Below are 26,716 nucleotides of genomic sequence, written 5' to 3' on the forward strand. Positions count from 1 at the left end.
ATGTCGGCATTGAGTGAATTTGGTTCTGCGAGACTGGTCGAATTGTGCGCATCTGACGGAGAGTTCTTGCTTGCGGCTCGAGGATGGACCGGCGGCTTGAAGTTCGAAGGCGAAGCCGGCGCAGTCTCTCTCACCGTCAGCGATGGTCGACCTACGGCAGGCGACCCAGGAAACGGCCAAGGCGTGATCATGATCTCTGGTCCCGACACTCTCTGGGGCGCGCTTTTAGCGGCGGTGCCGCCGCGGCTCGAGAATGATCTGTGGCCGCTGGTCGGGAAGGGACAGCTCGCGCTCAAGGGAGACAATCTCACTTTTGCCCAGTATTTCGCGGCAGCCGCTCGTGTGATTGAGTTGATGCGACCGGCGAGCCCTTATGCCTCGCGTCAGGTTTCCGAAGCGGCTCGCACTGGACAGTTCGATAGCCCGACCGGCCGCTATATCCATCTAGATCTCGGTGGGCAGGACTATCGGATCTATTTCGAAGAAGCCGGCGAGGGTATTCCGCTGGTGCTCCAGCACACCGCCGGGTGCCATGGTTCTCAATGGCGGCATTTGTTCGAAGCAAAAGAGGTCACGGACCACTTCCGCCTCGTCGCCTATGATCTTCCCTTCCACGGCAAGTCCCTACCTCCCGTTGGACCAAAATGGTGGACGGAGCAGTACAGGCTAAGGGCGGACTTTCTACGCTCGGTTCCTGTTACGTTGTCGCAAGCTCTCGGTCTCGATCGACCCGTGTTCATGGGCTGCTCGATTGGAGGCATGCTGGCGTTGGACTTGGCGCGATACTATCCAGATAGTTTCCGCGCCGTAATTTCGGTTGAGGGCGCGTTGAAGACACACATCCCCGTGGAGCATCCTGCAGTCCAGACGATGTGGGACCCAAGGGTCAGTAACGACTACAAGGCGCGTATGATGGACAGCCTCATGAGCCCAACCTCGCCCGAAGCCTATCGTAAGGAGACGTCGCAGATGTATGCGGCCGGCTGGCCGCAGACATTCATCGGCGACCTTAACTATTATTGTTCGGATTATGATCTGCGAGAGGAAGCCCATCTCATCGATACGAGCAGGGTCGGAGTGCATATCCTCAACGGCGAATATGACTATAGCGGTTCCATTGAGGCCGGGCGCGAAGCCCATGCGGCAATTGCCGGGTCGACCTGGGCAGCGATGGACGGGGTTGGACACTTCGGAATGTCGGAGAACCCGGAAAAGTTTCTGGAGCATGTATTGCCGATATTGCGCGAGTTGCGGATGCGCAGCGACAAACGTTCCGAGAAACTGTCTGCATAGCGGCTTGGAAACTTGAAGCCGGAGGGCGAGCCCATCTGTCGCCCCTCTTGCGCTGGCTGCGCCGACCCTGCGTCGAGCGGAGATTACGCGACGTCGTCGCGGCCGGTTTGTAACTACCGAACCGAAGCTGCATGGGGACATTCCGACGGCTGTCGAAGTCAAGAGGAGCTGCGTTCCGCAGCTTCTTTTCGTCGGCGGACGCTATAGAGAATACCAACGGTTGGGAGACGCCGCCATTGAGCTATCGGCAGTTTCATGCCGCTCTTCGAATGGATTTCCATCGAGGAGGCCCTGCCGACGTTGCGGCTTGCCACCATCTCTTCGGCGCGCCTGCCGAAATTGCGACAGCAACCTACCAGCGCCTGCAACAATTTCCTCACAAGTCGCCAAGCCTGACGTGATGAACCTCGTCGATTCCGACATGGAAATGGCATTTCCTTTGCTGCTATCTGGTCTAGCTCATGAGAGGATGCGCCAAATCGCGAAGGCGCGGCCAAAATAAGCGCGCTGACTATCGAGTAGCTGTCAAAGACACCGGAATGGTCGGCTGAACGGTTGCTCGATCTCCGCGTCAGGAGAGAAACGCAACGGGGTTGGCATGGAATCGCGAGCGCCTGGAAATCGAGGCGTACCGCCGGACTGGCTCCGTTGGAGCGCAAGCGCGACAAGCCAAGCCGTACGACACGCACCTTAGCCACTAGCGACTTATTAATCTCCTGTTGTTTAGGTCCACTCGTTTGTCGAGCGTGCGGCTGCAAATGATGTGGTCCTCGACCGCCCGCAAGACCTGAGGTGTCATTCGGCCTGCAATATTGACCCCCTAAGCCGGGGGATCGGCGTCCAAAATTGACCCCCTGTAGGTTGGTCTGTTGCGCTGCCTGCTTTGGAATGAAGCAGGTGGTCGGGGATGCTGGTCGTGGAGACGATTGCGCGGATTCGGCGCGAGCACTTCATCAAGGGCAAGACGATCAAGGAGATCGCCCGCGACCTGAAGGTGTCGCGGAACACGGTCCGGAAGGTGCTGAGGTCCGGAGAGACCTCCTTCGAGTACGAGCGGCAGGTGCAGCCGCGGCCAAAGCTGGGGCGGTGGGCATCGGAGCTCGATAGGCTGCTGGCGGCGAACGCGACCAAACCGGCTCGTGAACAGCTGACGCTGATCCGGATCTTCGAAGAGCTGCGCGGGGGCGGCTACGACGGCGGTTACGATGCCGTGCGGCGTTACGCCAGGCGGTGGAGCAAAGAACGCGGGCAATCGACCGCGGCCGCTTATGTCCCGCTGTGCTTTGCCCCCGGCGAAGCCTACCAGTTCGACTGGAGCCACGAGGTGGTCTTGCTGAGCGGCACCACGGTGATGGTGAAGGCCGCCCATGTCCGGCTCTGTCACAGCCGCATGCTGTTCGTGCGGGCCTATCCGCGGGAGACGCAGGAGATGGTGTTCGACGCCCACGACCGGGCGTTCGCCCTGTTCAAAGGCACCTGCACCCGCGGCATCTACGACAACATGAAGACCGCCGTAGAGACGATCTTCGTCGGTAAAGGGCGTCTCTACAATCGCCGCTTCCTGCAGATGTGCAGCCACTATCTGGTCGATCCGGTCGCCTGCACGCCAGCGTCGGGCTGGGAGAAGGGCCAGGTCGAGAACCAGGTCGGGCTAGTCAGGGAACGCTTCTTCACGCCGCGGCTGCGGTTCAAAAACCTCGACGAGTTAAACGCCTGGCTGCTCGACAAATGCATCGCCTACGCCAAGGCTCATCGCCATCCGGAACTGGTCGATCAGACGATCTGGGAAGTGTTCGAAGCCGAACGCCCCAAACTCGTTCCTTATGCCGGCCGCTTCGACGGCTTCCATGCGGTGACGGCATCGGTCTCCAAGACCTGCCTGGTGCGCTTCGACAATAACAAATACTCGGTCGCAGCCAGCGCAGTCGGACGACCGGTCGAGGTTCAAGCCTATGCCGATCGCATTGTGATCCGTCAGGATGGACGCATCGTTGCCGAGCACCCGCGATCCTTTGGCCGCGGCGATACCGTCTACGACCCCTGGCATTATGTGCCGGTGCTCGCCCGCAAACCCGGCGCCTTGCGCAACGGTGCTCCCTTCAAAGACTGGGTGCTGCCGGCCGCGATCGAGCGGATCCGGCGCAAGCTTGCCAGCACCGACGATGGCAATCGGCAGATGGTCGACATCCTCAACGCGGTGCTGACTGACGGTCTGCCCGCGGTGGAAGCAGCCTGTGCCGAAGCGCTCAGTCACAGCGTCCATTCCGCCGATGTCGTGCTCAATATCCTGGCCCGTCAACGTGAACCCGCCCCACCGGCCAACATCATGACGCCGGCCGCACTGACGCTCCGTCATGCGCCGATCGCCGATTGTGCCCGCTACGACAACCTCCGGAGGACCATCTAATGGAACGAACCCAAATCTTCGACCTCATGGGCGAACTCAAGCTCTACGGCATGAAGGCTGCCTTCGACGAGATCATGGCAACTGCCGTCAAACGCCAGCACGAACCTCAGCGCATTGTCGGCGACCTGCTCAACGCCGAGATCAACGAGAAGCAAGCCAGGTCGATCAAATACCAGCTCACCATTGCCAAGCTGCCGCTTGCCAAGGACATTGCCGACTTCCAGTTCGACGGCACGCCGATCAATCAGACTCTCGTCAATGATCTCGCTGGCGGCGGCTTCATCGCCCAACAACGCAACGTCGTGCTGGTTGGCGGCACCGGCACAGGCAAGACCCACCTGGCCATTGCCATCGCCAGAAGCTGCATCCGATCCGGAGCTCGCGGCCGCTTCTTCAACGTAGTCGACCTCGTCAATCGCCTCGAGACCGAGACCCGCAACGGACGGCAAGGACGGCTCGCCGAGCATCTGACCCGGATGGACTTCATCGTGCTGGATGAACTCGGCTATTTGCCCTTCGCCCAGTCCGGTGGCCAGCTTCTCTTCCACCTCGTCAGCCGGCTCTATGAGCGCGCCTCTGTCATCGTGACCACCAATCTCGCCTTCGGCGAATGGCCGAGCGTGTTCGGCGACGCCAAAATGACCACCGCGCTGCTCGACCGGTTGACCCATCACTGCGACATTGTCGAGACCGGCAACGACAGCTGGCGGTTCAAGAGCCGAGACGACGATCACGCCACCCGCGCTCGTCTCGCCTCCGCTATCCCGGCCAGCTCCGACGAGACGAGCGCTACCAGCAAAGCCCGCCGCGCAAAGGGGTCAAAATTGGACGCCGATGAGGGGTCAAATTTGAACGCCGATTGACACGCCAGGAAAGCCTGCGGCCGGCATCGTCGTGCTCAAAGGGGTCGAAGTTCAGATCGTCGAATCGCGACAGGCGGATTGGGGAACTGCTGGCAAGCCGGCCGCTGCCCTTCTGCAGGCGATGCGGAGCGAGGGATTGACCGCATTCGCAAGACAAGTTCCGAACAATCAAGAAAGCTCCGACGCGATCCATATCAAGATCGGTGCCAAGCCATAGCAAAGTGCGGCCGGTCATCAGCCCGCATATCTGGACTCAGAATTCAGCGAGAATCCGCCAAATTCGCATGAACCCGCACTATTCATAACGATCAAGGCTGAAACAGGAGTTCGATTCCCCTAGGGAGCGCCACTCAAAACTCAGTTGCACATCAAATCGCAACCGCACCGAGTGTCGGTATCGGTGGTTGCGCCTCCCCGCAACCACTTTTGTTATGACTCACTCACCGTCCCAGTCTAACCGCCGGAACGGATTTAGCCTTTCCGGGGAATCCGGAGTCGGGTGGAGCAAGTCCTGCGACCGCGTGCAGCGTTACAGAACATCCAGAGATGCTACTTTCGCGCGCACGCTCAACTAAAGAGTGAGGCAGCGGGATATATGTAGAAGACAAAATCATCGCCGAATATTTTTACTGCGAATCTTGGGGGGCGAATCTCCCAGGGCGCGCCACTTCAGCATACCCTATCGACGCCAAACTGCGCCGATTTCCCGATGCAAGAACACTCCGCGCGCAACCACAGGCCCATCGATTTTCTGCAGGAAAGCGGCGATTCGAATCTAATCCAATCGGCAACGGACGACCATCGCTCGCCGAAGCGTCGGTCAACCGCTGTCGAACTGATACACGCCGCCCATTCCAAACGGTGCGCTCGACGTGCGATTCTGATGACAATCGGAAGGAGGCGTAGGCAACGTCCACAGCTTCATTTTATGGGTTTGAGGCTGTCCGTTTCACTTCCGCTTTAACTCGAAAAGCGGCGCTATAGCGGACATCGCGGCATGTCTCAAACCTGCACAGATTCGGACTCCTGCACCGCAGCAAACAACTATTCGATCGTTTCGTCGGCGCCGGCGAGTAAGAAATGCGGCACTGTGAACTCGCTGAATTTACCCCGAGTGACGGGAGTAAATTTCCCGAAAGCAATTTGCGCATGAGCGACAGAGATCACCCCAAAGTTCGCGCCCTTGCATTAGTGCAACTGGAACACGCCGTCGACGGCGTGCAATTCGGCTGGCTTGATCAGTTTCGAGTGCGCAACGCTAACTGCGAACAGAGGTCCTTCGAGTGATTTTTCCCAGAACGCGAGAAAATCCTTTAGCGCCGGGAAATTTGGAAACAGATCGTAGTCCTGCCAGACGTAGGTTTGTAGCAGCCAGGGACGATCCGGACGGCGATAAACGATTTCCGCCGTTGTCAGTCCGTAGCCCAAGACCTGCTTCCTGAAATCCTTGGAAGGGGCATCTTTCTCGACCATGGCAACCTCCAGCCCAACTAAAGCAGCTGCATGATTCTCAATTCGCCAAAAAAGAAAACGTTCAATAGATCATAGCAATCAACGCGCTAGCAGCTTATTTAGTTCGCCTGCTAGCGATCGCCCCAGACCTTCCTCCTGAAGAGACTGAAGTTGAAGTCTAACATCCTGGGCCGACGCCCCTTGCGCCCCAGTGTCACACAGCCCTTGCGCCTCAGTGTCGCAGTCTTATGTGAAGAGCGGCTAGCACTCGGTCATCGCGACTGCCAATCCAGAAATAATCACAAAAGCCAAGGAGGATTGCATGAAATTCCGTCCGCTCCACGACCGCGTCGTGGTCAAACGCATCGACGCCGAAGGGAAGACCGCAGGCGGCATCATCATCCCGGACACAGCCAAGGAAAAGCCCTCGCAGGGCGAAGTCATCGCGGTGGGCCCAGGTGGCCGCGACGAAGCCGGCAAGCTGATTCCGATCGACCTCAAGGTCGGCGACCGCGTGCTGTTCGGCAAATGGTCAGCCACTGAGGTCAAGATCGATGGCCAGGAGCTGTTGATCATGAAGGAAAGCGACATCATGGGCGTCCTCACCGACGTTCCCGCGGCCAAGAAGAAGGCCGCCTAAGCGCTAGCCAGTTTTCCTTATCCTGAGGATTCGGCGCAGCCGAGTTCTCGAAGGATGAGGTCCGCAATCAAATCTCATCCCTCAAGAGCCGACCCAGTCGCGCGGTCATGGGATCTGACCAGTTGAAAACGGAGACCATTATGTCAGCCAAAGAAGTCAAATTCGGCGTCGATGCCCGCGACCGCATGCTGCGCGGCGTCGAAATTCTCAACAACGCGGTAAAGGTGACGCTCGGTCCCAAGGGCCGCAACGTCGTGCTCGACAAGTCGTTCGGCGCACCCCGCATCACCAAGGATGGCGTCACCGTCGCCAAGGAAATCGAGCTTGAAGAAAAGTTCGAGAACATGGGCGCACAGATGGTTCGCGAAGTGGCCTCCAAGGCGGCCGACGCCGCTGGCGACGGCACCACCACCGCGACCGTGTTGGCCGCAGCCATTGTGCGCGAAGGCGCCAAGGCGGTTGCCGCCGGCATGAATCCGATGGATCTGAAGCGCGGTATCGACTTGGCAGTGGACGCCGTGGTCGCCGACCTCGTCAAGAACTCCAAGAAGGTCACCTCGAACGAGGAGATCGCCCAGGTCGGCACCATCTCCGCCAACGGCGATTCCGAAATCGGCAAGTTCCTCTCCGACGCCATGAAGAAGGTCGGCAACGAGGGCGTCATCACGGTCGAGGAAGCCAAGTCGCTCGAGACCGAACTCGAGGTCGTCGAGGGCATGCAGTTCGACCGCGGCTACATCTCGCCCTACTTTGTCACCAACGCCGACAAGATGCGCGTTGAGATGGACGACGCCTACATCCTCATCTACGAGAAGAAGCTCTCCAGCCTGAACGAACTGCTGCCGCTTCTGGAGGCTATCGTGCAGACCGGCAAGCCGCTCGTCATCGTCGCTGAGGACGTCGAAGGCGAAGCGCTCGCCACCCTCGTCGTCAACCGTCTGCGTGGCGGCCTGAAGGTCGCGGCCGTCAAGGCGCCGGGCTTCGGCGATCGCCGCAAGGCCATGCTGCAGGACATCGCGATCCTGACCGGCGGTCAGGCGATCTCGGAAGATCTCGGCATCAAGCTCGAGAACGTCACGCTCGCCATGCTCGGTCGCGCCAAGAAGGTGATGATCGACAAGGAAAACACCACGATCGTCAACGGCGCCGGCAAGAAGGCCAACATCGACGCCCGCGTCACCCAGATCAAGGCGCAGATCGAGGAAACCACCTCGGACTACGACCGTGAGAAGCTGCAGGAACGTCTCGCCAAGCTCGCGGGCGGCGTCGCGGTGATCCGCGTCGGCGGCGCGACCGAAGTCGAGGTGAGGGAGCGCAAGGATCGCGTTGATGACGCGATGCACGCGACCCGTGCGGCAGTCGAGGAAGGCATCGTCCCGGGCGGCGGCGTCGCCCTGCTGCGTGCCTCCGAGCATCTCAAGGGGCTGCGCACCAAGAACGATGACCAGAAGACCGGCGTCGAGATTGTGCGCAAGGCGCTGTCCGCGCCGGCCCGCCAGATCGCGATCAATGCCGGTGAAGACGGTTCCGTGATCGTCGGCAAGATCCTGGAAAAGGACCAGTACTCCTACGGCTTCGACTCGCAGACCGGCGAGTACGGCAACCTGGTTGCCAAGGGCATCATCGACCCGACCAAGGTGGTTCGCGTGGCGATCCAGAACGCGGCCTCGGTCGCGGCTCTCTTGATCACCACCGAAGCCATGGTGGCCGAAGTGCCGAAGAAGAGCACCGGTGCCGGCATGCCCCAGGGCGGCGGCGGCATGGGCGGTATGGGTGGTATGGATTTCTAAGTCCAACCGTTCAGCGCTGGTTCAAATCAGCAATGCCCGGCAGCGATGCCGGGCCTCTTTGCTGTGTGCCGAGTATGAACGGCAGCTTGGAGGTGGAAGTCCTCTGTCCAGCCTATGGCGGTGAAGGATTAGCGAAGCGCAAGGGCATCACCGCGAGGTGGGGTCTGAAGAAAGCGTGGAGCAAAGCCGCGGCTCGATGAACAAACACCGGATAACGAGGCCTACCCGGCCGGACGAGCGAGCAACTGATCGCGAAGTCCATGGTCATGAAGGACCGGGGTGGTAAATCCGGCGGGGATGCGGCGAAGGCGGTCGGTCTTACCTCGGAAGGTCTGCTCTGCGTCAGTAAGCGGTCCGGCGATTATTCGTCGCAAATCCGCCGGTTCATGCCGGCGTGCCTTACTTCGGTGGGTGCAAATCGCCTTGAAGCCAGCGTCCAAGACCCTTGGACCGCATAGGGTCTTCATACGCGGCAAGGGTCTTATGTACGCGATGGCAGATAGCGCATTCAAACGTATGCAAGTCGACGCCCGGGCGTGCCAGTTCGATACTGATGAGCATCATCGGGGCCTTGCACTTCGGACAAGCGGGGCGCTCAATTGCAACGAATGGAATGACGGACGACAGGCGTTGAGACTGGGGCATGATGCTTCCCTCGAACAGGCGGGAGCGCAACACTCTCTGTCACCGGTAATGCCCTGGAGGCGGAGCGGTGATTGTCTGAGTATGCGCCTCCAGCGATCTCGAAAGCGAGTTAATTCGCGTATATTTGAAAGGAAGGTAAGCGCCTCGCGGAAAACGCGAAACCCGACGCTCCCGCCCGATGCGGTGAGCTTCCTCCGCCAATTGCCAGTCTGGGGCCTGTGCGTGAAAGAGCTTAGCGTGCTCGCGCGTGAGTGGCGATATTCCCCCCCCCCGCGACAAGGGGGTACATGTCCTGCTAGCAAGAGCTTCGGTCATGTTCCTTGCCCCTCGTGTCAACCTTCGCCCGCATAAGGCTCGCAAACTGCGAGGTAAATGTTGCGGCGCGGGCACTGTCCGCCTCAATCACTCGCGCCGGGATTTGGTGAGAAGTATTGGAGTTTGTCCGGCTTCCCCTCCCACTCCTTGGAGTCGGGCGGGGGGCTTTTTTGACCGTAATATTTGGCCAGAGTCTCGCGTATTCCGCATTCAGCGACAGCCATTTCTCAAGCCCCGGCTCGGTGTCAGGCTTGATCGCGTCGACCGGGCATTCCGGCACGCAGACCCCGCAATCGATGCATTCGTTCGGGTGAATGACGAGCATGTTCTCGCCCTCGTAGAAGCAGTCTACGGGGCACACGTCGACGCAGTCCATGATTTTGCAGCGAATACAGCTCTCGTTGACGACGAAGGTCAATTAAGCGTCCTTTCAGCGGATCGCAGCGGTGAACTCATTCATGGTGTCCGTCCTCGCGGTGCTCGTTCATAGGTTGAAAATGGACGCACAGAAGACCTACGTCCTCTGGCTGAATCGGAACACCGAGGAGCAGGCATTCAGCGGCCGAGGGGTCCGTGCTCGGCAGGTTGCCGCACACCCCTCTGCCGAAGTACGTGCAGTCCGGGCAAACACCGAAGCGCCGATGCGCACCACTCGTAGCTAGAGTGGACAGCACTTGGTGCAAGGCTCGACGCATCGCAGTTTGCTCTGTCGCGTCGAGCGAATCCACGGCGCGCACTAGAACCTCGAACGGATCGCGTGCAAGCGCTTTTTTGCCCTTGCTCGTCAGTCGCAGACTTACGCTTCGTCCGTCCGTCTTGAATGGCTGTCGGACCAAGTACCCACCTGCTTCAAGCGCCTTAATGGCTTGTGTTGCAGTGCCGCGGGTTGTCGCTTGAAATTCCGCGAATGCCGACGGGGTCCGCGAGAACGGGTTGGCACGCGCGAAGAAGCGGAGCGCCATCCATTGGGCCGGACTGAGTTCGCCGTCATAGCCCTCAGCTTGTACGAGCCGTCCCACCTGCAGCAGGAGCTCTGCCGTTTCGCGCGCTGACATGACTGCCTCTTTGGAAATATAATAGTGTTTCGAAATTAACTTGACAATCGATAATCGGGTATAGATAATTCTGTTTCGAAACTAGTTAGAGGGCTTGATCATGGCCCGCAATGTGGCTCTGCCGATCCTCACGGCCGAACCCGGCCTCACCCATTATCTTGCGGAAATCCGGCGGTTCCCGATGTTGGAGCGCCAGGAAGAATACCTGCTAGCCAGGCGCTGGCGCGAGCACGGTGATCGCGACGCGGCGCACAAGCTGGTCACCAGCCATCTGCGGCTCGTGACCAAGATCGCCAGGGACTATCGCGGCTACGGCCTGCCGATCTCTGAGGCGATCTCCGAGGGCAATGTCGGCCTGATGCAGGCGGTCGAGCGCTTCGAGCCGGAGAAGGGCTTCCGGTTCGCCACCTACGCCGTGTGGTGGATCAAGGCGGCGATCCAGGAATACATCCTGCGGTCGTGGTCGCTGGTGAAGATGGGCACCACGGCCAACCAGAAGAAGGTGTTCTTCAACCTGCGCAAGGCCCAGAGCAAAATCTCCATCCTCGACGATGGCGATATTGCGGCTGGACCAGGTGAAGATCATCGCCCGGCGGATCGGCGTCACCGAAACGGACGTGATTTGCATGAACCGGCGGCTTGGCGGCGACGCCTCGCTCAATGCCGCGATCCGCGAGGACGGCGATTCCGGCGAGTGGCAGGACTGGCTGGTGGACGAATCCCCAGACCAGGAGACGACGCTCGCCGCGAGCGAGGAGTTCGATAACCGCCACAAGACGCTGTCCGATGCGCTCACCGTGCTCAACAAGCGCGAGCGGCGCATCTTCGAGATGCGCCGGCTTGCCGAGGAACAGATCACGCTCGTGGAGCTGGCCAAGGAGTGCGGCGTCTCGCGGGAGCGCCAGATCGAGGTGGGCGCCTTCGCGAAGGTGCAGAACGCAATGATTCAGAGCGTCGCGTCGATGGCGACCCCGGCGCCTCTGCAGGTGCGTTAGCTTCCGACCCTCTCCCGTGGTAGGAGAAACTGACGGTGGACGTCGCTATGGGTACGTTTTCACGGCAGCCGAACGACGCGAGGGGGGCGCCGCTCACCGGGTGCTGATCGAGCCCTCGGTCGACGATCCATGCACGGCACTTTGCATCATCGATCGGGCGCCCAAGCCGCGCGCTGCAGATGGAAAGTTATCCGACGTTTCATAATGAAGTCGGGGTGCCGATCGTGCGCATTGGCTGCCGCGAGTTCAAGTGCATTGGGGATAAACCGCCGCAAGATCACCCACACATCTACCTCAAGATGGGCGATGCCAGTGAGATCGTCTGCCCCTATTGCTCTACGCTATTCCGCGTCGATCCGAGCTTGGGCGCACACGAAGCTAACCCGGCAGATTGTGCTTACGGTGATACGGACTGAGTTGAAAAGCAGTAACGCTGTTTCCTTCGTCATGCCGGCCGGCGCCAGGCGCCATCGTCCTGCAGTTTCGGGGCGGCTCACGATGGCCACGAACGATCCTAATTCGGCAGGATGCAAGCGTCTCGACGGCCGAACCAGCGATAGCGGTTGCGCGCGATCAAGTCATAGATCGCGTCGCGGATCATCCGTGGGATGAATTGGAAGATCCACGTCCACTGTAGAGTCAGGAACGAAAGTATCGGCTACATAGTTTTTATCGGCCGAACCAAACCGGATAATAGTGTGCGTATAAATCCAACCACCCGGCACTCTGAAACGAAATATGGTTTCGTCATACTGACCGGAGACATGATCTTTAAAGACTTCTTCGTGCGCGTGAAGCTTTTGCTTGGGCATGAACATCTTTCGAGTGCCGCGGCCGGTAGCTGCCAAAATCAATTGACTCGCCACGCTTCAAAGACAAAGCTGCGAGGCGGTTGACTTGCTCACCGTTCGACAGACGGCCGTTGTCCCTCTCCAAGACCGCTCTTGAGCGTACTGCAAAAGGTACGCACCGGCGATGTGGTGATGGATGCATTCCAGTTCATCCATCCAGGTTGTCCATGGTAGCGGAGCTGAATTGCGCATGCCACTTCCAAACCAACATCCGGTCATAGTCGTCGTGCCGAAATCCTCCTCGCGTGAGCGCCATGTCACGCTTCTTACGGAACATCCGTCGTCTGTTCGCAGTGCAGATCTCAAGTCAGCCTATGAAATGCCGGCGGCAAGGGCTCACGGACGAGTTCACTCAAGTTCAGGACCTCTCCGCTTTCCGTGATGTCCGAGAACAGGACCTCGACAAAGGGATGCTGGCGGTTGGCCGCGGTGCCGCGCTGGTATTTCGCGCTCACGATCCGCTCAAGCGCCGCAAGGTTCAGCTTGCCAAGCGCGTTGTATTGACTGCGGAACAGACTTTGTCTTCCTCCAAGGTGCTCAATCGACTCGGCCCAGACGTCCATCACCTTGCGGCCTATGAACGCTTCGACCGATTCAGTTCCATCTCGGGCAAAAAGTCGTAACCCGTCCATGGCATGCAGTCCGTCATCGACGCGGAATTGTGTAAGCGACATGGAGTCCTCCTCTTGTTGGCGTACGTTCACACCGCGACTCCTCGCGGAACGGGTCTTTGCCCACCACGACGGTGCGGCGGCGCCTCAATGGGGCGTCGCGCCGGACATCCGCTGCCGCGGCATCACCACTGGATAATGACCGCTCCGGCAATCATCAGACCGAGGAAAACCGGCACCATAACTGGAGGGACGATCCACTCATGCAGTTTGAATTGTGGGATGGTGGACATACTGACCTCCCTCTCTGTGGCGGGAGTACAGGTCTCTCAGTCACCGATAGCAGCCAAGGGTGGACGGTGATAAGTGCAGCAGACGCCCTTTCTTGCACGATGTCGAGAGAAATCGCCAAGGCAATTGCTGTAAGCACTGTTTCTACTGTAGCGACCGCGCATCGCGAAAAGCTTGCTATTGGATGCACCAGTCTCCATATGATCGATAGCGTCACCGGCTTCCTGCAAGAACGCGTGTCCGGAGACGCGACGCCTTAGCCAAGCAAATCGTAATCGACGAGATCGAGCAGCGGCACGTCGCTCCGGCGTGCGCGTCACGCGTCAGGACAACCATGCCCATCGAACACGCATCCGTGCGGGCCGTGCACAAGCCCTGGGGCGTCAGCGATCTTCAGCCATGGAGCGACATCGACGGTACGGGTGACGCCGTGGGGGAGCTGTGGTTCGAGCGAGCCGACGAGAACGCTCCTGTCCCTGCGCTGCTGCTCAAGCTGTTGTTCACAAGCGGGCCATTGTCCATCCAGGTCCATCCGGACGACACCTTCGCGCGCGCGAAGGGGATGCCGAACGGCAAGAGCGAAGCTTGGTATATCATCTCGGCGAAGCCGGGCGCGCAGATCGGCATCGGTTTGAGGCACCGGGTGACGCCACAGGAATTGCGGGCGTCAATCGCCAACGGCTCGATCGTCGACCTGGTTCAATGGCGTCCAGTTGCGAAAGGCGATGTCATCTCCATTCCCGCCGGCACCATTCACGCCCTCGGCGCCGGCATCGTGCTGGCCGAAATTCAGCAGCGCTGCGACACCACGTTCCGCCTGTTCGACTATGACAGAGCGCGTGAATTGCACATCGAAAACGGCGTCGCGGTTGCCAACACCTGGCCGCTTCGACCCCGAGCCGGCCCGACCTGCCTCACCGATGAACGGACGGTTCTCGTCGCCAGCCGGCATTTCGTGCTCGAGCACGTTGACCTGCAGGAGGCTTCAAGCTGGGCGCTGGTTGCGGAACCCGAGACGTGGGTTCTTGTTCTCGACGGCCATGCGGCGATCGGATTGGCCACGGTATCGATCGGGCAGGCGGTATTCGTCGGCGGTGGCCGTAGCAGCATCGAGGTTGGCGCCAACGGCTTGGCCGCCCTGATTGCGTATCCGGCGGCTCGGCCAATTGCTTCGCTCTTGCAGAGACTCTGCGAGCCCTCAACCCAACCCGCTCAATCAGCGGTGCCCGATGATCCGATCGTCCTGGCAGAGGCTCGTACGTGACGCCGCCCCGCAGGATTGCGCTGATCGGCAATTCGCTGCCTCGCCACTGCGGCATTGCGACATTCACGACCGACCTGCTACGCGCGATCTCGAATTCAGGACCACACCTGCAGGCCTGCGTCGTGGCGATGACCGACCGCGATCAGACCTATGACTATCCTGCGTCGGTCGTCCTGCAGATCAGGGACGACAACCTTCAGGAATATGCCCGCGCCGCAGCTTCCCTGAACGCTGGTCGATTTGACGTCGTCTGCCTGCAGCACGAATTCGGGATTTTCGGCGGCGACGCCGGCGCCCACATCCTCGAATTGCTGACACGCCTGACCATGCCGGTCGTCACCACATTGCACACCGTGCTGGCAAGCCCCAGTGCGATCCAGCGCACGGTAACGGAGCGAATCGTCGAGGCGTCCGCGAGGGTCGTCGTGATGGCCGACAAGGGCCGTGAGCTGCTGCATAGCGTCTATCGGGTGCCGCACGAGAAGATCGAAGTCATTGCCCACGGCATCCCCGACTTTCCGTTTGTCGCGCCGGACACGGCAAAAGCAAGATTGGGATTCAGCGGCCGCTCCGTCATTCTGACATTCGGGCTGTTGTCGCCCAGCAAGGGCATCGAGGTCATGATCGACGCCATGCCTTCGATCCTGAAACGACGACCGGATGCGGTGTATGTCGTGCTCGGCGCGACCCACCCCAACCTGGTTCGCGATCAAGGCGAAGCCTATCGCGAAAGCCTGACGGCACGCGTGCGCGAACTCGGCGTCGAAGATCACGTCGTATTTCTCAATCAGTTCGTTGACCAAGCCACGCTGCTCGAGTTCATCTCGATGTGCGATGTCTACGTCACGCCCTACCTCAACGAAGCACAGATGACGTCGGGTACGCTGGCCTACAGCTTTGGCCTCGGAAAACCGGTCGTCTCGACACCTTATTGGCATGCGCGCGAGTTGCTGGCCGATGGGCGCGGCATCCTCGTTTCCTTTGGGGATGCAGCGGGGATCGGCCACGAAATCGCGGAATTGCTCACCGACGCCCCCCGCCGGCAGGCGATGCGCAAGCGGGCCTATGCCGCCAGCCGGTCGATGACATGGGAGCGCGCCGCCGAGCATTACATAACCGCCTTCGAGCATGCGCGGCAGGGCCACCGACTGAAGCTGATCGCGCGCGCCGCGCCTGAGGCGATAGCGCCGCTCAGCCCCGCGGGAGCGCCCGACATGCGATTGGAGCACTTTCTATCGATGTGCGACGATACCGGCCTGTTCCAGCACGCCGTGCATTCGGTACCCGATCGCGCGCACGGTTACTGCGTGGACGACAACGCCCGCGCGCTGCTACTGGCTTGCGCGCTCAATGAACCGGGCGAGCAGCCCCTTCCGGAAATTCTGACGGGCTGCTTTGCGGCTTTCGTGCAGCATGCCTGGAATCCTGACACCAGACGATTTCGTAACTTCATGGGCTTCAACCGAACCTGGCTCGAAGACAGGGGGTCCGAGGACAGTCACGGGCGAACGTTGTGGGCCCTGGGCGGTTGCGCGCGCAAGGACGCCAGCGCGTCACGGCGCCGCTGGGCCGCTACCCTGTTTGCCGAAGCACTACCTGCCGCGGCGTCGTTTCGTTCACCTCGCGCATGGGCCTTCACGTTGCTTGGTCTGGACGCCTATTGTGCGACCGCTCCCGATGATCTTCACGCCAGGGAAATCCGTCATCTTCTTGCCGACAGGCTGATGTCCGGTCTGTCGTCGGTCGAGACGCCGGACTGGGTGTGGTTCGAGGAGGGCCTCGCTTACGACAATGCGCGCTTGCCTCAGGCTTTGATCGCAACGGGCATGGCGACGCAGACACCCAGCTACGTCGAGGCCGGGCTGAGATCCCTGCGCTGGCTGACGACCCAACAGGGGGCAACGGGCCATTTCAGGCCGGTCGGTACCGCCGGGTTCGGCGATCGCCGAAAACCCCCTCGCGCGTTCGATCAACAGCCGTTGGAGGCCACAGCGACGATTGCGGCCTGCCTGACCGCGTGGCGCGCGGACGGCGATGCGGAATGGAAGACGCTCGCAACACGGGTGTTCTGCTGGTTTCTCGGCAGCAACGATCTGTCGGTTGCGCTCGTCGATTCCGAGACTGGCAGTTGCCGCGACGGTCTGCACCCCGATCGTGCCAATGAAAACTGCGGAGGCGAGTCAGTCGTATCCTATCTCCTGGCGGTTGCCGATATCCGTCAGCTTGGGCGCGCCGACGTCAACCCAAAAAACCCGGTATCGCTTCGGGCCGTCGGCACCTGATCTGGCATGACGCGGGCGAACAGAGGAACTTCATTGCAAGCCACTTTTCTGAATCGGCAGGCACTCCATCTGCGTCCTGATCCCGCGCGCGTGATCGTGCGCCCGTTCAAGCCGGCGACCGAACCGCGCGATCTTAACCCGACCGACAAGACGCGCGCCAACCATATCGTCGAACGCGTTCTCGATCTCGACTCGAAGGCCGCAGCCGCCCAGCTGGCGGACGTGCTGGATAACTTCCAGGGCCGGCATCGCAACCTGCTGGAGACGTTTGAACGCCGCGCCGATGAAATGGAAGAAGCTCTCGCGGCGCACGGTACGTTTTCAGTCGTTCAGCGTCAGCTTGTCGGCGCCTATTTCATGAACGAGTACTCATTCGAAGCATCGGCGCTGTTCAATCCCAGCATCGTTCCGCACCCCGACCAGTCAGGGACAGCGACAGGCAGCGTGCGTTTTGTTCTCAGCCTCCGTGCCGTTGGCGAAGGCCACGTGTCGTCACTGACGTTTCGCGCCGGCATCATCGCGGCCGACGGCAGCATTGCCATCGACCCGACAGTTCGGCTCGCTTCAAGCCCCCGGGTCAAATACTTGATACCGGGACCAATCGGCGACGAGGTCGAGCTCACCTTCGAGCCGGATCAGGACATCAGCGAACGCGTCATCTTTCCGATAACGGACTCGCAATCGCACGGCATAGAGGACGCCCGCTTCGTCGAATTTGCCGATGGCGCCCAGAAAACCTATTATGCGACCTATACGGCGTATAAGGGAACAGCGATCCGATCGGAGTTGATCGAGACCCGCGACTTCCTGTCATTCCGAATGTCGGCCCTGCAAGGCGCTGCCGCGCGCAACAAGGGCATGGCCCTGTTTCCGCGCAGGATCGACGGCAAGTACGCCATGATAGCTCGGCAGGACAACGAGAATCTTTATCTGATCTATTCGGACGACCTGTACAGATGGGATGGCGGTCAAGCCATCCTCAAACCGCAATTTCCGTGGGAGTTCGTGCAGATCGGAAATTGCGGATCACCGATCGAACTGGAAGAGGGCTGGCTGCTGCTGACGCACGGAGTCGGTCCGGTGCGAAAATATACCATTGGTGCGGCACTGCTCGATAAGCGCGACCCATCGAAGGTGCTGGCGCGTTCGAGCGAACCGTTGTTGAGGCCCGAACCATCCGAGCGTGAAGGATACGTTCCCAATGTGGTCTACACCTGCGGGGCGATGACCCACAACGATCAACTCATTTTGCCGTACGCCGTGTCAGACACCTTCTCTAACTTCGCGACCATCAAGATTTCTGCGCTGCTGCAGTCGATTTCCTGAATCCGAAGTGGCCCGGCGTATCTGCGCGCAAAGAGGCGCCACAAGGAGACGCGCATGGCTCGCGGAATAAGTTACTTCGTCCAAGCGTTCAACGCCGGTCGGGGAGGATATCTGAAAGCCGATGTTCCGATCGCCTGCAAGACGGCGAGGGGCGCACTGCAGACGGCAGAGAGACTGGCGTTGAGCAAGCTCGGCGTCATTGCCTTCTCATCCACCGGCGATCCCGCTCTGAGGTCGTTTCCCTGGCGCCCTTGATCGACCGCGTCCCCTCCGGCAAACAATGGATTCACGAAATCAAGTTCGACGGTTACCGCGTTCAGAACACATCGCCAATCTCGCGGCGATGGTGCTCACGCGGCGCGGAAGGACTGGACGGACCGGAAGATCGCCAGGAGCCGAGGAAGATCGCCAGCAGCCGAGCCGGCCTTGCGCTGCTCCAATTCGGAGACTGTCAATGTAGCCACACTAGAAGCGCGCCGCTCAAGACGATTGGCGACACGCCGAAGGCCATTGCACTCCAAAACAAGGCGTCTTTGAAAACATCGAGGTTGCGATGCATGGCAGTTCCTTTCCACCTGCGTCGCTTAGTCAAGGATTAAGACCGAAGCGCTTGCCGGCTGTAACCGTCATCAACATTCTCGGCACTGGCGATGTCGTGGCGGCGGCGGGAGCACTCGCTGGTCACGCCCTGTTCAGGACACCGTGGTGTTACGGACGTCTACTGTCGCTTTGTGCATCGACTGCAGGGTCGATACGCGTTAGTTCTATGGATTGTCCGTCTTCGAATATGTTTCCGATCAGCCCGGCCCTCGTGGCCGGGCTTTTCGTTCTAGGAGGCATCGCGGCGGTGCAGCGACCCGTTTGAACCTAGTGTGCTCAGCCCCGGGGCGAGGAAAGCCACTCGTTCATCTGGGAGGCCGTATCGGCTTGTTGGGCTCTGCAGATAAGGCGCTCGCGTTTGATGCGCGGCAGAGTGCCCGTCGCTTGTTGGCGCAAGCGAACAGCCGCTTGTGTCAGTCTAATTTGACGCGTTTCAGATCGTTGAATACGACGATGCCTATGCATGCGCTGCTCCATCCCTTCGGGATTGGCGGGAGCGCGACCGGCGTTCTCATCACCGATGTTTGCCACGGTACCGGGCGGTGACATCGTCATTGTGCGCCGTAAATCCGGGACATGCCACAAAATAAGCCAAGGCGTGGAAGGGAACCAAACCCGAAACGCTCCCCAAGAGCGGGTAGGCCGCGCCATGTCCAGGGGTTAGCGGGGGCCGATGCGAACTGCTGAAGTCCGATGCGCCACGATGGGCCCTATAACCCATTGCGACCTTGAAACTCCCGACGGCCGCTAAAATCGCTCCAGCGAGGCACAGCGTCACAAAGGTCCAATCGCGTTTCTTCATGTTGATCGCGGATCCCACGTTGAGCAGATAGGAGTCGTTGGCGATCTTTTTGAAGCGGCGGGTCCAGTCGTTGCCGCGGCGAGAAGACCTTGCCGGTAGACCGCGTAGCTTTGGCCAATCCACAGAATCTCCTCGCCTTCGTTGCCTAACTTATCGCTCTTACCCTTTACAAGATCGCGCAGTAGAAATGGTTTTGTGCAACGGCCGCTTCCATCTGTGCCCGCTCAGCCAATCCTATCGCAGTGTGGTCGTCCATTTCGTACGCGTCCGGCGAAGACCCCGGCCGCGGAGCTTGAGCGCGTTTAGGCGGCGGCGGCAGTCTTGGATTGTTGAGCGGCTTTCCAAGTCCACGGAAGCAGCTGGGCGACTTGGCTGGCGGGATGATCAGGAAGCCGCGCCAGCACGTCGGCCAGCCAAGGTTGCGGATCAACATCATTCATTTTGCAGGTCTCGATCAACGTATTGATCACCGCCAGCGCCCGGGCCGGCAAGAGTCTCCGATCGCGATGCCACGCAAGGCACGTTCGGTTGCGTTGTTTGACAAGCAGCCACGACCGTCGTCGAGGAAGCGGGTGAACACTGTCCAGCGGTTGAGAAGGTAGTTGATCGCCTTGGCGGTATCGTTCTTGGTGCAGAGTAAGGCTCGCTGCTGGCGCATCCAGATTTCTCGCTCGGAAAAGCGGACCTGACGCTGGGCAGCAACCCGCAGGCGGTGAGATTGGCCAGAGGCCTTTGCTTCAAACTCCCGAACAACTGGCTAAACTCGGCGACGAATTCTCCTGATTGCTTACTCGCTCGAATGGGGCAGAACTGCAATTTCGGTTCGGGCGCGCATATCGCGCTGTAAATCAGAGAAAGACTGGCGCGCCGCACCGGGGTGATGATGAGAACTATATCTCTCCTCCATAGCCCTCTAAGGCCCTCCATAGACCTGGTAAGCCTGGCAAGCACGGTGACACGTTAGTTCGAATCCCTCCCTCTCCTGCGGCCCTGATCAGTCTGATGCCGCGTTCGCGTCGGAGGCGAGCGCTGCGCGCCATGCTTTCAGCGTGGCGAAGATTTGCCAGGAAATAAAGAGCCCGAGCACGGAGAGCAGTGTCGCGCTGATCGGATGCTCGAAGAAGGTCAGGAAGTTGCCACGGCTGATGATCATCGATCGCCTGAAATACTCCTCCAGCATGGGCCCTAGGATGAAACCGAGCATCAGCGGTGCCGGATCGAAGGACAGCCGCATCGGGATGTAGCCGATCAGCCCGAAAGCCGCCGTCGTGTAGATGTCGTGGAGACTGTTGTTGATGCTGAAGGTGCCGATGCAGCAGAAGAAGAGGATCGACCGAAACAGCACGTTGTAAGGGATCTTGAAGACCGACAGCCAGAACCGCACCAGCGGCACGTTGAGCAGCAGCAGGAAGCAGTTGCCCACCCACAGCTCCAGCATTGGTGCTCCGTCTGCTGCTGCATGCTTACGTCTCGCGCATAGGCCTCACAAAGTCACTGCAGATGCAACTCCTACTGCACCATAAAGCGCGAGTGATACGGTAGGTTGGCTGCTCCCACAGCCTTTGGTGCAACAGAGTTCGCGCCGTAGAGGAAGTCTACCTCGGGTACCTCCTCATGAAGTTCGGAGCATAGCGTCTGCCCGAGTTTCGGCGGTGCGTAACTTGATATGACCACTGAGTTGAAACTGACAAAGCTCAGGAGTGAACGGACAGCCCCGACGAGGTGGCGGCAATACAGGCGACGCCATTCGGCGTAGTACTCTGCGGCAGCCGGCGGCAGGGTTTCCCGTCCGATGTCACTCAGCACGAGCCCATGCCGCTTCAATTCCTCGCGCAGGCGCAGCAGTCCGACGTCATGACTCATGCCGAACCTGCCGCTGTGAATTTGATAGTTCAGGACGAGTCGGCTGTGCAGGTGAGAACCCAGATAAAAGAAGAGAAAATCGGGCAGCGAGCGCGCTACGCCGAACAGGCTTTCCCCGCCTGCAGCCGCCGTTATGTCATCCTGGATGTATACGGAAAGATTAAGAGCGCTCTCAATGCTAGCCTGTAGACTTGGCAGGTCGCTCCCCAAGAGGTCTCTCACATGACGTGGTGAGCCTGCTTCGTTGGGAGCCGCCAGTCCGATGCCCGCAACTCGGGTTCGGCTCGATGGCGGAAGCGCCGCGAGAGTCTCCTCGATCTTCGCAGCGAGCGCGCCGGATCCCTGCAAGGCCGAATATGGATGCGCAGCGTGGTGCTGCACCTCGCCGACGAAATCGATGACGGCAATATCGACCGCGCTCTCGCCGAAGCTCACGCCGATTGAGAATGCTCCCTCGGGATTGAGGGAGAGGGGAATCGTCGGCGGCCCGACGCGACCACGCTGGGCCTCACCTTTCGAGACAAGGCCTTCCTGCTCGAGCGAACGCACGATGACAGATACGGTCTGTGCGGAAAGACCGGTTTTCTCGCCGATCTCGAGGCGAGAAATTCCAGAGCTCTGCAACAGCAATGAGAGCACAAGGCGTTCATTGTAGCTTCTCACGCTAGGCGCATTGAGGCCGCTCGCCCGGTCTGCAATCCGCAGCGGGTTCGGTGGCGCAAATCGCATGTCAGGCAAGGAACTGCTCCTCTCTGAAGAACTCAGGCGCGATTTCACTCAGCGCGGAGCCTCGCTAGGCCATCCGATCGCCTCGATCTCCTGCGCCAGCGCTGCCCCCAGTGCACGATGCGCCTCGGCGTTCAGGTGAAATCCGTCTGCCTCATCGCATTGGCATATGGCCCCCGCGTTGAAGAAATGCACGCCCAGGGAATCCGCCATGATTTCGAATTCTAGGGCAAGCTGTCGTGACTTCTCCGGTCCCCCTGCAAAGATTGATTTCCACTCCTTGATGTCGTCGAGCATTGGAGGAGGTGCAACGATCATGATCTCGGGTACGCTTCCTCCGGGTCCTGGCGCCAATTCTCGTATGTCGTAAATCAGGCACCCCATTCCCATCGCGACCTCGGAAGGTGGCTTGTTGAATCGCACCTTGAGGTCATTGGTGCCCAGCATGATGATGACGAGGTCGAGAATGGTGTGGCTCTGGATGCACGGGCGCAGATAGGTCCGGCCGTTCTTGTGCGCTCCCTCGATGGGATCGTCATGAACGGTCGTCCTTCCGCTCAGACCCTCCTCGACGACGTACCACTTCGGCCCCAGCTCGGCCTGAAGCACACCCGGCCACCGGGTGTGTCGATCGAAGCGTTCAAGCGGCCCGCGACCCGGTATTTGGCCGTGGGTATTGGAGTCTCCGAAACATAGAACCGAACGCACCCGCATCGTCCTGAATCCCTGTGCTTTTTCGGTGCCATCATTGTCTCCGCAATCCAGAGTCTGCAACAGACCAATTGATCATTCAATCTGAATAACTATTGACACCGGGAGTGACGCTGTGCATCGTAGGCTCGCGGCGGACTGAAAAGCCCGCCAGCACAGGGAGTAGAACGCCAACAGGCAAGCTCTTCGTCGAGAGGAGCTGATCCATCAACTTAAATGGATGCGACCACGTACGCCGTGCTGCGGCGGACGCGCGCTGACCTGCGCTCTGCTTTCCCTACCGAAGAGAATTGGGGCTTCAACTGCGTTGAAGGAGGGATTCATGCACCAGGGACTTAAACTTCTCGGAATTGGACTTGTCACCGCGACGTTGACTGCCTGGACGCAGGTTCGCGCCCAGGAAGTCAACTTGATGAATGGCGTCACGCCACGGCCGGGCGATGAGCGCACGACGGCACCGAACCAGTTCAAGAAGGACGGGCCATGGAAGATCGGGATGAGCCATTTTGGCGTGAACGCCAACACCTGGACGGTCCAGATGGCGCATGACGCGGAAGCGGCCGCTAAGCTCGACAAGCGAGTTGGTCAATTCATCCTGCTCGACGCCAATATCAGTCAGGCCAAGCAAGTCGCCGACATCGAAGATCTGGTTGCGCAAAAGGTCGATGCGATCATCGTGACACCGCTGACGCCAACCTCTGCCGATGCCGGCATTGAAAAAGCCGTCGCCGCCGGCATTCCCGTTATCGTCCACACCGGCCTAACCGAGACAGACAAATACACTGTCGACATCCAGGGCGGAGGTGTCCACTTCGGAAAGGTGATGGGAGACTTCCTTGTCAAGCAGCTCGGCGGCAAGGGAAAGATCTGGGTCTTGCGTGGACTTCCGGCGCACCCCGAGGACATCAACCGCTACAAGGGGCTTCTGGAAGCGATCAAAGGTACCGACGTCAAGATCATCGCGGAAGATGCCGGCAAGTGGCAATATGACGTCGGCAAGCAGGTCTGCGAGACCCTCTATCTGAATGATCCGCAGGTCGATGGCATCTGGTCATCGGGTGCCGATATGACCCGCGCCTGCGTCGATGTCTTTCAGCAATATGGCGCAAAGATTCCGCCTATCACCGGTGAAGGCAACAACGGCTTCTTTGCCAGGTGGATTGAACTCGGTTTCCCTTCCATCTCGCCGGAGTATGGTCCGGAACAGGGCGCTGCCGGCGTGCGCGCCGCGGTCGCTCTGCTCGAGGGCAAGCAACTCCATAAGCGCTACATCTATGAGCCCGAAGGCTGGGATTTGGAGAAAGCCAAGAAATATTATCGCAAGGATCTGAGCGCGAATGCCTGGTTCCCAACAAGCCTGACCGAGCAGGATCTGCAGAAGTATTACGGCAAGCACTGATCTCCGTTGGTGCCGGCGCCCATTTGGTGCGCCGGCACCCCCTTCCACTTATTCCGCCTTGGATCGAAGCGATGACCATGCAGCCGCTTGTCCAGATGACATCCGTCTCGAAATCTTTCGGGGGGACTGCCGCGCTCGAGAACGTCGATTTTCAACTGATTCCCGGATCCGTTCACGCGCTCGTGGGAGAAAACGGGGCCGGCAAATCGACCCTCATGAAGATCTTGGCTGGCGTCGTTCAGCCTGACGGCGGCATGATTCGGAAGAACGGGCGGATCGTCCGCTTCGCCTCGCCTCGCAAGGCGCTCGATGCCGGTGTATCGACAGTGTTTCAGGAGCATTCGCTGCTTCCCAATCTGTCGATTGCCGAGAACATGTTCCTTGGCAAGGAGCCAGTTGCAAGGTTCGGCGTAACCGACAGTGCCCGGATGGAGCGGGAAGCGAAGGAGGTCTTGTACGGCCTAGGCCTGAAACTCGATCCAGCGACCCTCGTCGGAAATCTCTCGATCGCGGAGCGGCAGTTTGTGGAGATCGCCCGCGGCATTTCGGCACGCGCAGACGTGGTCATTCTCGACGAACCAACGGCCGCGCTCAATGCCGCGGACGTCGAAGTTCTCAATACTCAGATTCTGTCGCTCAAGAAGCAGCAGAAGGCCGTCGTCTACATCTCGCACCGCATGGAAGAGATATTCAAGGTCTGCGACACCATCACCGTGCTGAAGGATGGTCGCAACGTGGACACCGTGCCAGTCTCGTCAATCCGTCCCAAGCAGCTGATCGGGATGATGGTCGGCCGCGAGCTGAGCGAGCTATTCCCGCCGCGGCCGGATCAAACGCAGGGCGAGGTCGTTCTCTCGATCGACGGTCTTCGACTGACTCCCGACGCGACGCCGTGTTCAATCGTGCTCCGGCGCGGCGAGATCGTCGCACTTGCAGGTCTGGAAGGGCAGGGGCAGAGGGAGCTTGTCAGGTCGCTCGTCGGCGAATACGTGCCCCACGGCGGCAAGGTCGCCGTCAGAGGACGCGAGTTCGCCTTCCCGCTCTCAGAAGAGCGCGGCATTCGCGAGATGCAGGCGCTAGGCCTCGGCTTTGTGCCCGAGGACAGAAAGCTCGAAGGCTTGTTTCTTGATCTCTCGCTCGCGCACAATCTCACCATCGGACTGCACAGCCGGCATTTTGAACTGAAGCCGGCTGCGGCTCATCGCGAGGTGATTGCAAACTCGATGAAGAGCCTTTCCATAAAGGCTGCAAGGCCGTCGCTGCCGGTGAACGCGCTCTCTGGCGGAAACCAGCAAAAGGTTCTTCTGGGACGATATCTGGCCCTGGGGGCCGACATATTGATCATTGAAGAGCCAACACGAGGTGTCGACGTCGGCGCGAAAGCAGAGATCTACAAGCTCCTTCGCGACTATGCGAACGCCGGCGGTTCAGTCGTTGTCCTCTCGCGAGAGACCCTGGAGCTGATTGGGCTTTGCGACCGGCTGTACGTCGTCCATGACAAGCATGTGGTTGCCGAGATGCCCGCCAAATCGGCTACCGAGCACGCCATTCTCGAAGCCGCTCTGCATGGTTGAGGGGAACACAACAGCGATGAGCCAACTTGGTCGCATGTTTCTAGGAGCAAACTCACGGGACGGGTTGTGGACGGTCCCGTTGATCGTCGCTCTAGCCTGTTGTGCAGGCCTGGCCTTCTCGACAGCTGAGTTCGCGAGCTCACAGAATATTCTCAACCTGATCGCACAGGCGGCGCCGCTCATCCTCGTGAGCATCGGACAGATGATCGTGATCCTTGTCAGAGGCCTCGATCTATCAGTCGGCTCTGTCGTAAGTCTGACCACGGGGATTCTGTCGCTTAATGTCCCGGTCTACGTTTCGGTGCCCGCGGTCATGCTCGCGGCAGCAGCGATCGGCCTCCTGAACGGGATCTCGGTAACCACGTTCAGAGTGCACCCAATCATCGCAACCCTCTCCATGATGGGCATTGTGCAGGGCGTTACGATGTTTGTCAGGCCCTCCGCTGGAGGCATGGTCCCACCGGAGATTCTTGCTCTGGTGAGCGGTCGGCTTTTGGGCATCTACATGCCGGTCATTTGGGTGATCGTTGCAATACTGGTGGCGTGGAAGGTGGTGCACGGCTCCCGTTTCGGTTTGCACCTCTTCGCGATCGGCGGAGGTGAAACGGCAGGTACCTTCGGTATCGCCGAACAGCGCAATGTCCTCGCCGCCTATGTCCTGAGTTCCTGTTTCGCCGCCGTGGCCGGCATCTTTCTGGCGGGTCGCATCGTTTCGGGGGACCCAAACATCGGGACGCAATATGCGGTCGACTCGATCACCGCCGTTGCGCTTGGCGGCACCCAACTTGCCGGGGGAATCGGCAGCCTCCACGGCACTGTCATCGGCTGCGCGCTTCTGGCGGTCATCGCAAATGGCATGAACCTGCTCAACGTCTCGGCCTTCATCCAGACGATCGTGAAAGGTCTGATCCTGCTTGCCGTGATCTCGCTCCAGCCCCGCAAGACAATTGGCCTGTAGGTC

General features: G+C 59.8%; 19 protein-coding genes and 5 pseudogenes. 14 read left to right on the forward strand and 10 right to left on the reverse strand.

What is annotated here, in order from left to right:
* The 3 genes and pseudogenes from AAFG07_RS05370 to istB all read left to right on the forward strand — a co-directional run bounded on the left by AAFG07_RS05370 (position 1) and on the right by istB (position 4,563).
* Positions 1-1,293: an alpha/beta hydrolase gene (locus tag AAFG07_RS05370; RefSeq protein ID WP_342726334.1), complete on the forward strand. Its 1,293-nt coding sequence runs from the start codon at positions 1-3 to the stop codon at positions 1,291-1,293.
* A gap of 907 nt (positions 1,294-2,200) precedes the next feature.
* Positions 2,201-3,691, forward strand: a pseudogene (istA, locus tag AAFG07_RS05375) (IS21 family transposase); the annotation flags it as partial.
* An 8-nt stretch (positions 3,692-3,699) separates the two neighbouring features.
* Positions 3,700-4,563 carry an IS21-like element helper ATPase IstB gene (gene istB, locus AAFG07_RS05380; RefSeq protein ID WP_176539598.1) on the forward strand — a complete coding sequence of 288 codons (864 nt, stop codon included), beginning with the start codon at positions 3,700-3,702 and terminating at the stop codon, positions 4,561-4,563.
* A gap of 1,188 nt (positions 4,564-5,751) precedes the next feature.
* Here the strand turns inward: istB and AAFG07_RS05385 are convergent.
* A complete protein-coding gene (locus tag AAFG07_RS05385) occupies positions 5,752-6,036 on the reverse strand; it encodes an usg protein (protein WP_342726335.1) in 285 nt (94 codons plus the stop codon).
* 301 nt (positions 6,037-6,337) lie between these two features.
* Between AAFG07_RS05385 and AAFG07_RS05390 the strand changes: the two genes are divergently transcribed.
* Positions 6,338-6,655, forward strand: coding sequence for a co-chaperone GroES (locus AAFG07_RS05390; RefSeq protein WP_342726336.1), 318 nt, complete (start codon positions 6,338-6,340; stop codon positions 6,653-6,655).
* A 140-nt stretch (positions 6,656-6,795) separates the two neighbouring features.
* Positions 6,796-8,445, forward strand: a complete 1,650-nt coding sequence (groL, locus tag AAFG07_RS05395) for a chaperonin GroEL (RefSeq protein WP_342726337.1) — start codon at positions 6,796-6,798, stop codon at positions 8,443-8,445.
* 1,043 nt (positions 8,446-9,488) lie between these two features.
* On the opposite strand, the pseudogene fdxA reads toward groL, so the two are convergent.
* Both fdxA and AAFG07_RS05405 read right to left on the reverse strand, forming a co-directional pair.
* Positions 9,489-9,823 (reverse strand): annotated as a pseudogene (gene fdxA, locus AAFG07_RS05400) (ferredoxin FdxA).
* Positions 9,824-9,857: 34 nt separating this feature from the next.
* A complete protein-coding gene (locus AAFG07_RS05405) occupies positions 9,858-10,460 on the reverse strand; it encodes a MarR family transcriptional regulator (protein WP_342726338.1) in 603 nt (200 codons plus the stop codon).
* Positions 10,461-10,560: 100 nt separating this feature from the next.
* Here AAFG07_RS05405 and rpoH point away from each other — a divergent pair.
* Positions 10,561-11,455, forward strand: a pseudogene (gene rpoH / locus AAFG07_RS05410) (RNA polymerase sigma factor RpoH).
* 179 nt (positions 11,456-11,634) lie between these two features.
* Positions 11,635-11,871, forward strand: coding sequence for a zinc-finger domain-containing protein (locus AAFG07_RS05415; RefSeq protein WP_342726339.1), 237 nt, complete (start codon positions 11,635-11,637; stop codon positions 11,869-11,871).
* 98 nt (positions 11,872-11,969) lie between these two features.
* Here AAFG07_RS05415 and AAFG07_RS05420 read toward each other — a convergent pair whose 3' ends face one another.
* From AAFG07_RS05420 to AAFG07_RS05430, 3 genes are all read right to left on the reverse strand, one after another.
* On the reverse strand, positions 11,970-12,056 hold the full coding sequence (locus tag AAFG07_RS05420; protein WP_342729058.1) for a hypothetical protein: 87 nt from the start codon (positions 12,054-12,056) through the stop codon (positions 11,970-11,972).
* Positions 12,034-12,267 carry a hypothetical protein gene (locus AAFG07_RS05425; RefSeq protein WP_342726340.1) on the reverse strand — a complete coding sequence of 78 codons (234 nt, stop codon included), beginning with the start codon at positions 12,265-12,267 and terminating at the stop codon, positions 12,034-12,036. Before AAFG07_RS05425 ends, AAFG07_RS05420 begins: the two co-directional genes overlap by 23 nt.
* 341 nt (positions 12,268-12,608) lie before the next feature.
* Positions 12,609-12,980, reverse strand: a complete 372-nt coding sequence (locus AAFG07_RS05430) for a signal transduction histidine kinase (RefSeq protein WP_342726341.1) — start codon at positions 12,978-12,980, stop codon at positions 12,609-12,611.
* A 562-nt stretch (positions 12,981-13,542) separates the two neighbouring features.
* On the opposite strand from AAFG07_RS05430, the gene AAFG07_RS05435 reads away from it, so the two are divergent.
* From AAFG07_RS05435 to AAFG07_RS05450, 4 genes and pseudogenes are all read left to right on the forward strand, one after another.
* Positions 13,543-14,472, forward strand: a complete 930-nt coding sequence (locus AAFG07_RS05435) for a class I mannose-6-phosphate isomerase (protein WP_342726342.1) — start codon at positions 13,543-13,545, stop codon at positions 14,470-14,472.
* Positions 14,469-16,754, forward strand: coding sequence for a glycosyltransferase family 4 protein (locus tag AAFG07_RS05440; RefSeq protein WP_342726343.1), 2,286 nt, complete (start codon positions 14,469-14,471; stop codon positions 16,752-16,754). Before AAFG07_RS05435 ends, AAFG07_RS05440 begins: the two co-directional genes overlap by 4 nt.
* 6 nt (positions 16,755-16,760) lie before the next feature.
* On the forward strand, positions 16,761-18,080 hold the full coding sequence (locus AAFG07_RS05445; protein ID WP_342726344.1) for a glycoside hydrolase family 130 protein: 1,320 nt from the start codon (positions 16,761-16,763) through the stop codon (positions 18,078-18,080).
* 209 nt (positions 18,081-18,289) lie between these two features.
* Positions 18,290-18,470: pseudogene (locus AAFG07_RS05450) on the forward strand (hypothetical protein); the annotation flags it as partial.
* 1,314 nt (positions 18,471-19,784) lie between these two features.
* Here the strand turns inward: AAFG07_RS05450 and AAFG07_RS05455 are convergent.
* The 4 genes and pseudogenes from AAFG07_RS05455 to AAFG07_RS05470 all read right to left on the reverse strand — a co-directional run.
* Positions 19,785-20,143 (reverse strand): annotated as a pseudogene (locus AAFG07_RS05455) (transposase domain-containing protein); the annotation flags it as partial.
* A gap of 333 nt (positions 20,144-20,476) precedes the next feature.
* The gene (locus AAFG07_RS05460; RefSeq protein WP_342726345.1) at positions 20,477-20,920 is read right to left on the reverse strand and encodes a tripartite tricarboxylate transporter permease; all 444 of its coding nucleotides are present in this window, start codon (positions 20,918-20,920) and stop codon (positions 20,477-20,479) included.
* A gap of 71 nt (positions 20,921-20,991) precedes the next feature.
* On the reverse strand, positions 20,992-22,074 hold the full coding sequence (locus tag AAFG07_RS05465) for an ROK family transcriptional regulator (RefSeq protein WP_342729059.1): 1,083 nt from the start codon (positions 22,072-22,074) through the stop codon (positions 20,992-20,994).
* A 48-nt stretch (positions 22,075-22,122) separates the two neighbouring features.
* Complete coding sequence (locus tag AAFG07_RS05470) at positions 22,123-22,785, reverse strand: SGNH/GDSL hydrolase family protein (RefSeq protein WP_342726346.1); 663 nt, start codon at positions 22,783-22,785, stop codon at positions 22,123-22,125.
* A 319-nt stretch (positions 22,786-23,104) separates the two neighbouring features.
* Here AAFG07_RS05470 and AAFG07_RS05475 point away from each other — a divergent pair, with 319 nt between their 5' ends.
* From AAFG07_RS05475 to AAFG07_RS05485, 3 genes are all read left to right on the forward strand, one after another.
* Complete coding sequence (locus AAFG07_RS05475) at positions 23,105-24,181, forward strand: substrate-binding domain-containing protein (RefSeq protein WP_342726347.1); 1,077 nt, start codon at positions 23,105-23,107, stop codon at positions 24,179-24,181.
* A 77-nt stretch (positions 24,182-24,258) separates the two neighbouring features.
* Entirely contained in the window at positions 24,259-25,755 is a 1,497-nt protein-coding gene (locus AAFG07_RS05480; RefSeq protein WP_342729060.1) for a sugar ABC transporter ATP-binding protein, read from the forward strand.
* A gap of 79 nt (positions 25,756-25,834) precedes the next feature.
* Positions 25,835-26,713, forward strand: coding sequence for an ABC transporter permease (locus AAFG07_RS05485; RefSeq protein ID WP_342726348.1), 879 nt, complete (start codon positions 25,835-25,837; stop codon positions 26,711-26,713).
* Positions 26,714-26,716 lie beyond the last annotated feature (3 nt).

This window comes from Bradyrhizobium sp. B097, assembly GCF_038957035.1.
Lineage (GTDB): Bacteria > Pseudomonadota > Alphaproteobacteria > Rhizobiales > Xanthobacteraceae > Bradyrhizobium.

Bases quoted from the DNA above. Each gene is read 5' to 3' on its own strand.
- AAFG07_RS05480 (WP_342729060.1), top strand. From the start codon at position 24,259: ATGCAGCCGCTTGTCCAGATGACATCCGTCTCGAAATCTTTCGGGGGG.
- AAFG07_RS05470 (WP_342726346.1), bottom strand. From the start codon at position 22,785: ATGCGGGTGCGTTCGGTTCTATGTTTCGGAGACTCCAATACCCACGGC.
- AAFG07_RS05465 (WP_342729059.1), bottom strand. From the start codon at position 22,074: ATGCGATTTGCGCCACCGAACCCGCTGCGGATTGCAGACCGGGCGAGC.
- AAFG07_RS05420 (WP_342729058.1), bottom strand. From the start codon at position 12,056: ATGATCCGCGACGCGATCTATGACTTGATCGCGCGCAACCGCTATCGC.
- AAFG07_RS05370 (WP_342726334.1), top strand. From the start codon at position 1: ATGTCGGCATTGAGTGAATTTGGTTCTGCGAGACTGGTCGAATTGTGC.
- AAFG07_RS05430 (WP_342726341.1), bottom strand. From the start codon at position 12,980: ATGTCGCTTACACAATTCCGCGTCGATGACGGACTGCATGCCATGGAC.
- AAFG07_RS05445 (WP_342726344.1), top strand. From the start codon at position 16,761: ATGACGCGGGCGAACAGAGGAACTTCATTGCAAGCCACTTTTCTGAAT.
- AAFG07_RS05475 (WP_342726347.1), top strand. From the start codon at position 23,105: ATGCACCAGGGACTTAAACTTCTCGGAATTGGACTTGTCACCGCGACG.
- AAFG07_RS05460 (WP_342726345.1), bottom strand. From the start codon at position 20,920: ATGCTGGAGCTGTGGGTGGGCAACTGCTTCCTGCTGCTGCTCAACGTG.
- groL (WP_342726337.1), top strand. From the start codon at position 6,796: ATGTCAGCCAAAGAAGTCAAATTCGGCGTCGATGCCCGCGACCGCATG.
- istB (WP_176539598.1), top strand. From the start codon at position 3,700: ATGGAACGAACCCAAATCTTCGACCTCATGGGCGAACTCAAGCTCTAC.
- AAFG07_RS05425 (WP_342726340.1), bottom strand. From the start codon at position 12,267: ATGCCCAAGCAAAAGCTTCACGCGCACGAAGAAGTCTTTAAAGATCAT.
- AAFG07_RS05435 (WP_342726342.1), top strand. From the start codon at position 13,543: ATGCCCATCGAACACGCATCCGTGCGGGCCGTGCACAAGCCCTGGGGC.
- AAFG07_RS05405 (WP_342726338.1), bottom strand. From the start codon at position 10,460: ATGTCAGCGCGCGAAACGGCAGAGCTCCTGCTGCAGGTGGGACGGCTC.
- AAFG07_RS05390 (WP_342726336.1), top strand. From the start codon at position 6,338: ATGAAATTCCGTCCGCTCCACGACCGCGTCGTGGTCAAACGCATCGAC.
- AAFG07_RS05415 (WP_342726339.1), top strand. From the start codon at position 11,635: ATGGAAAGTTATCCGACGTTTCATAATGAAGTCGGGGTGCCGATCGTG.
- AAFG07_RS05385 (WP_342726335.1), bottom strand. From the start codon at position 6,036: ATGGTCGAGAAAGATGCCCCTTCCAAGGATTTCAGGAAGCAGGTCTTG.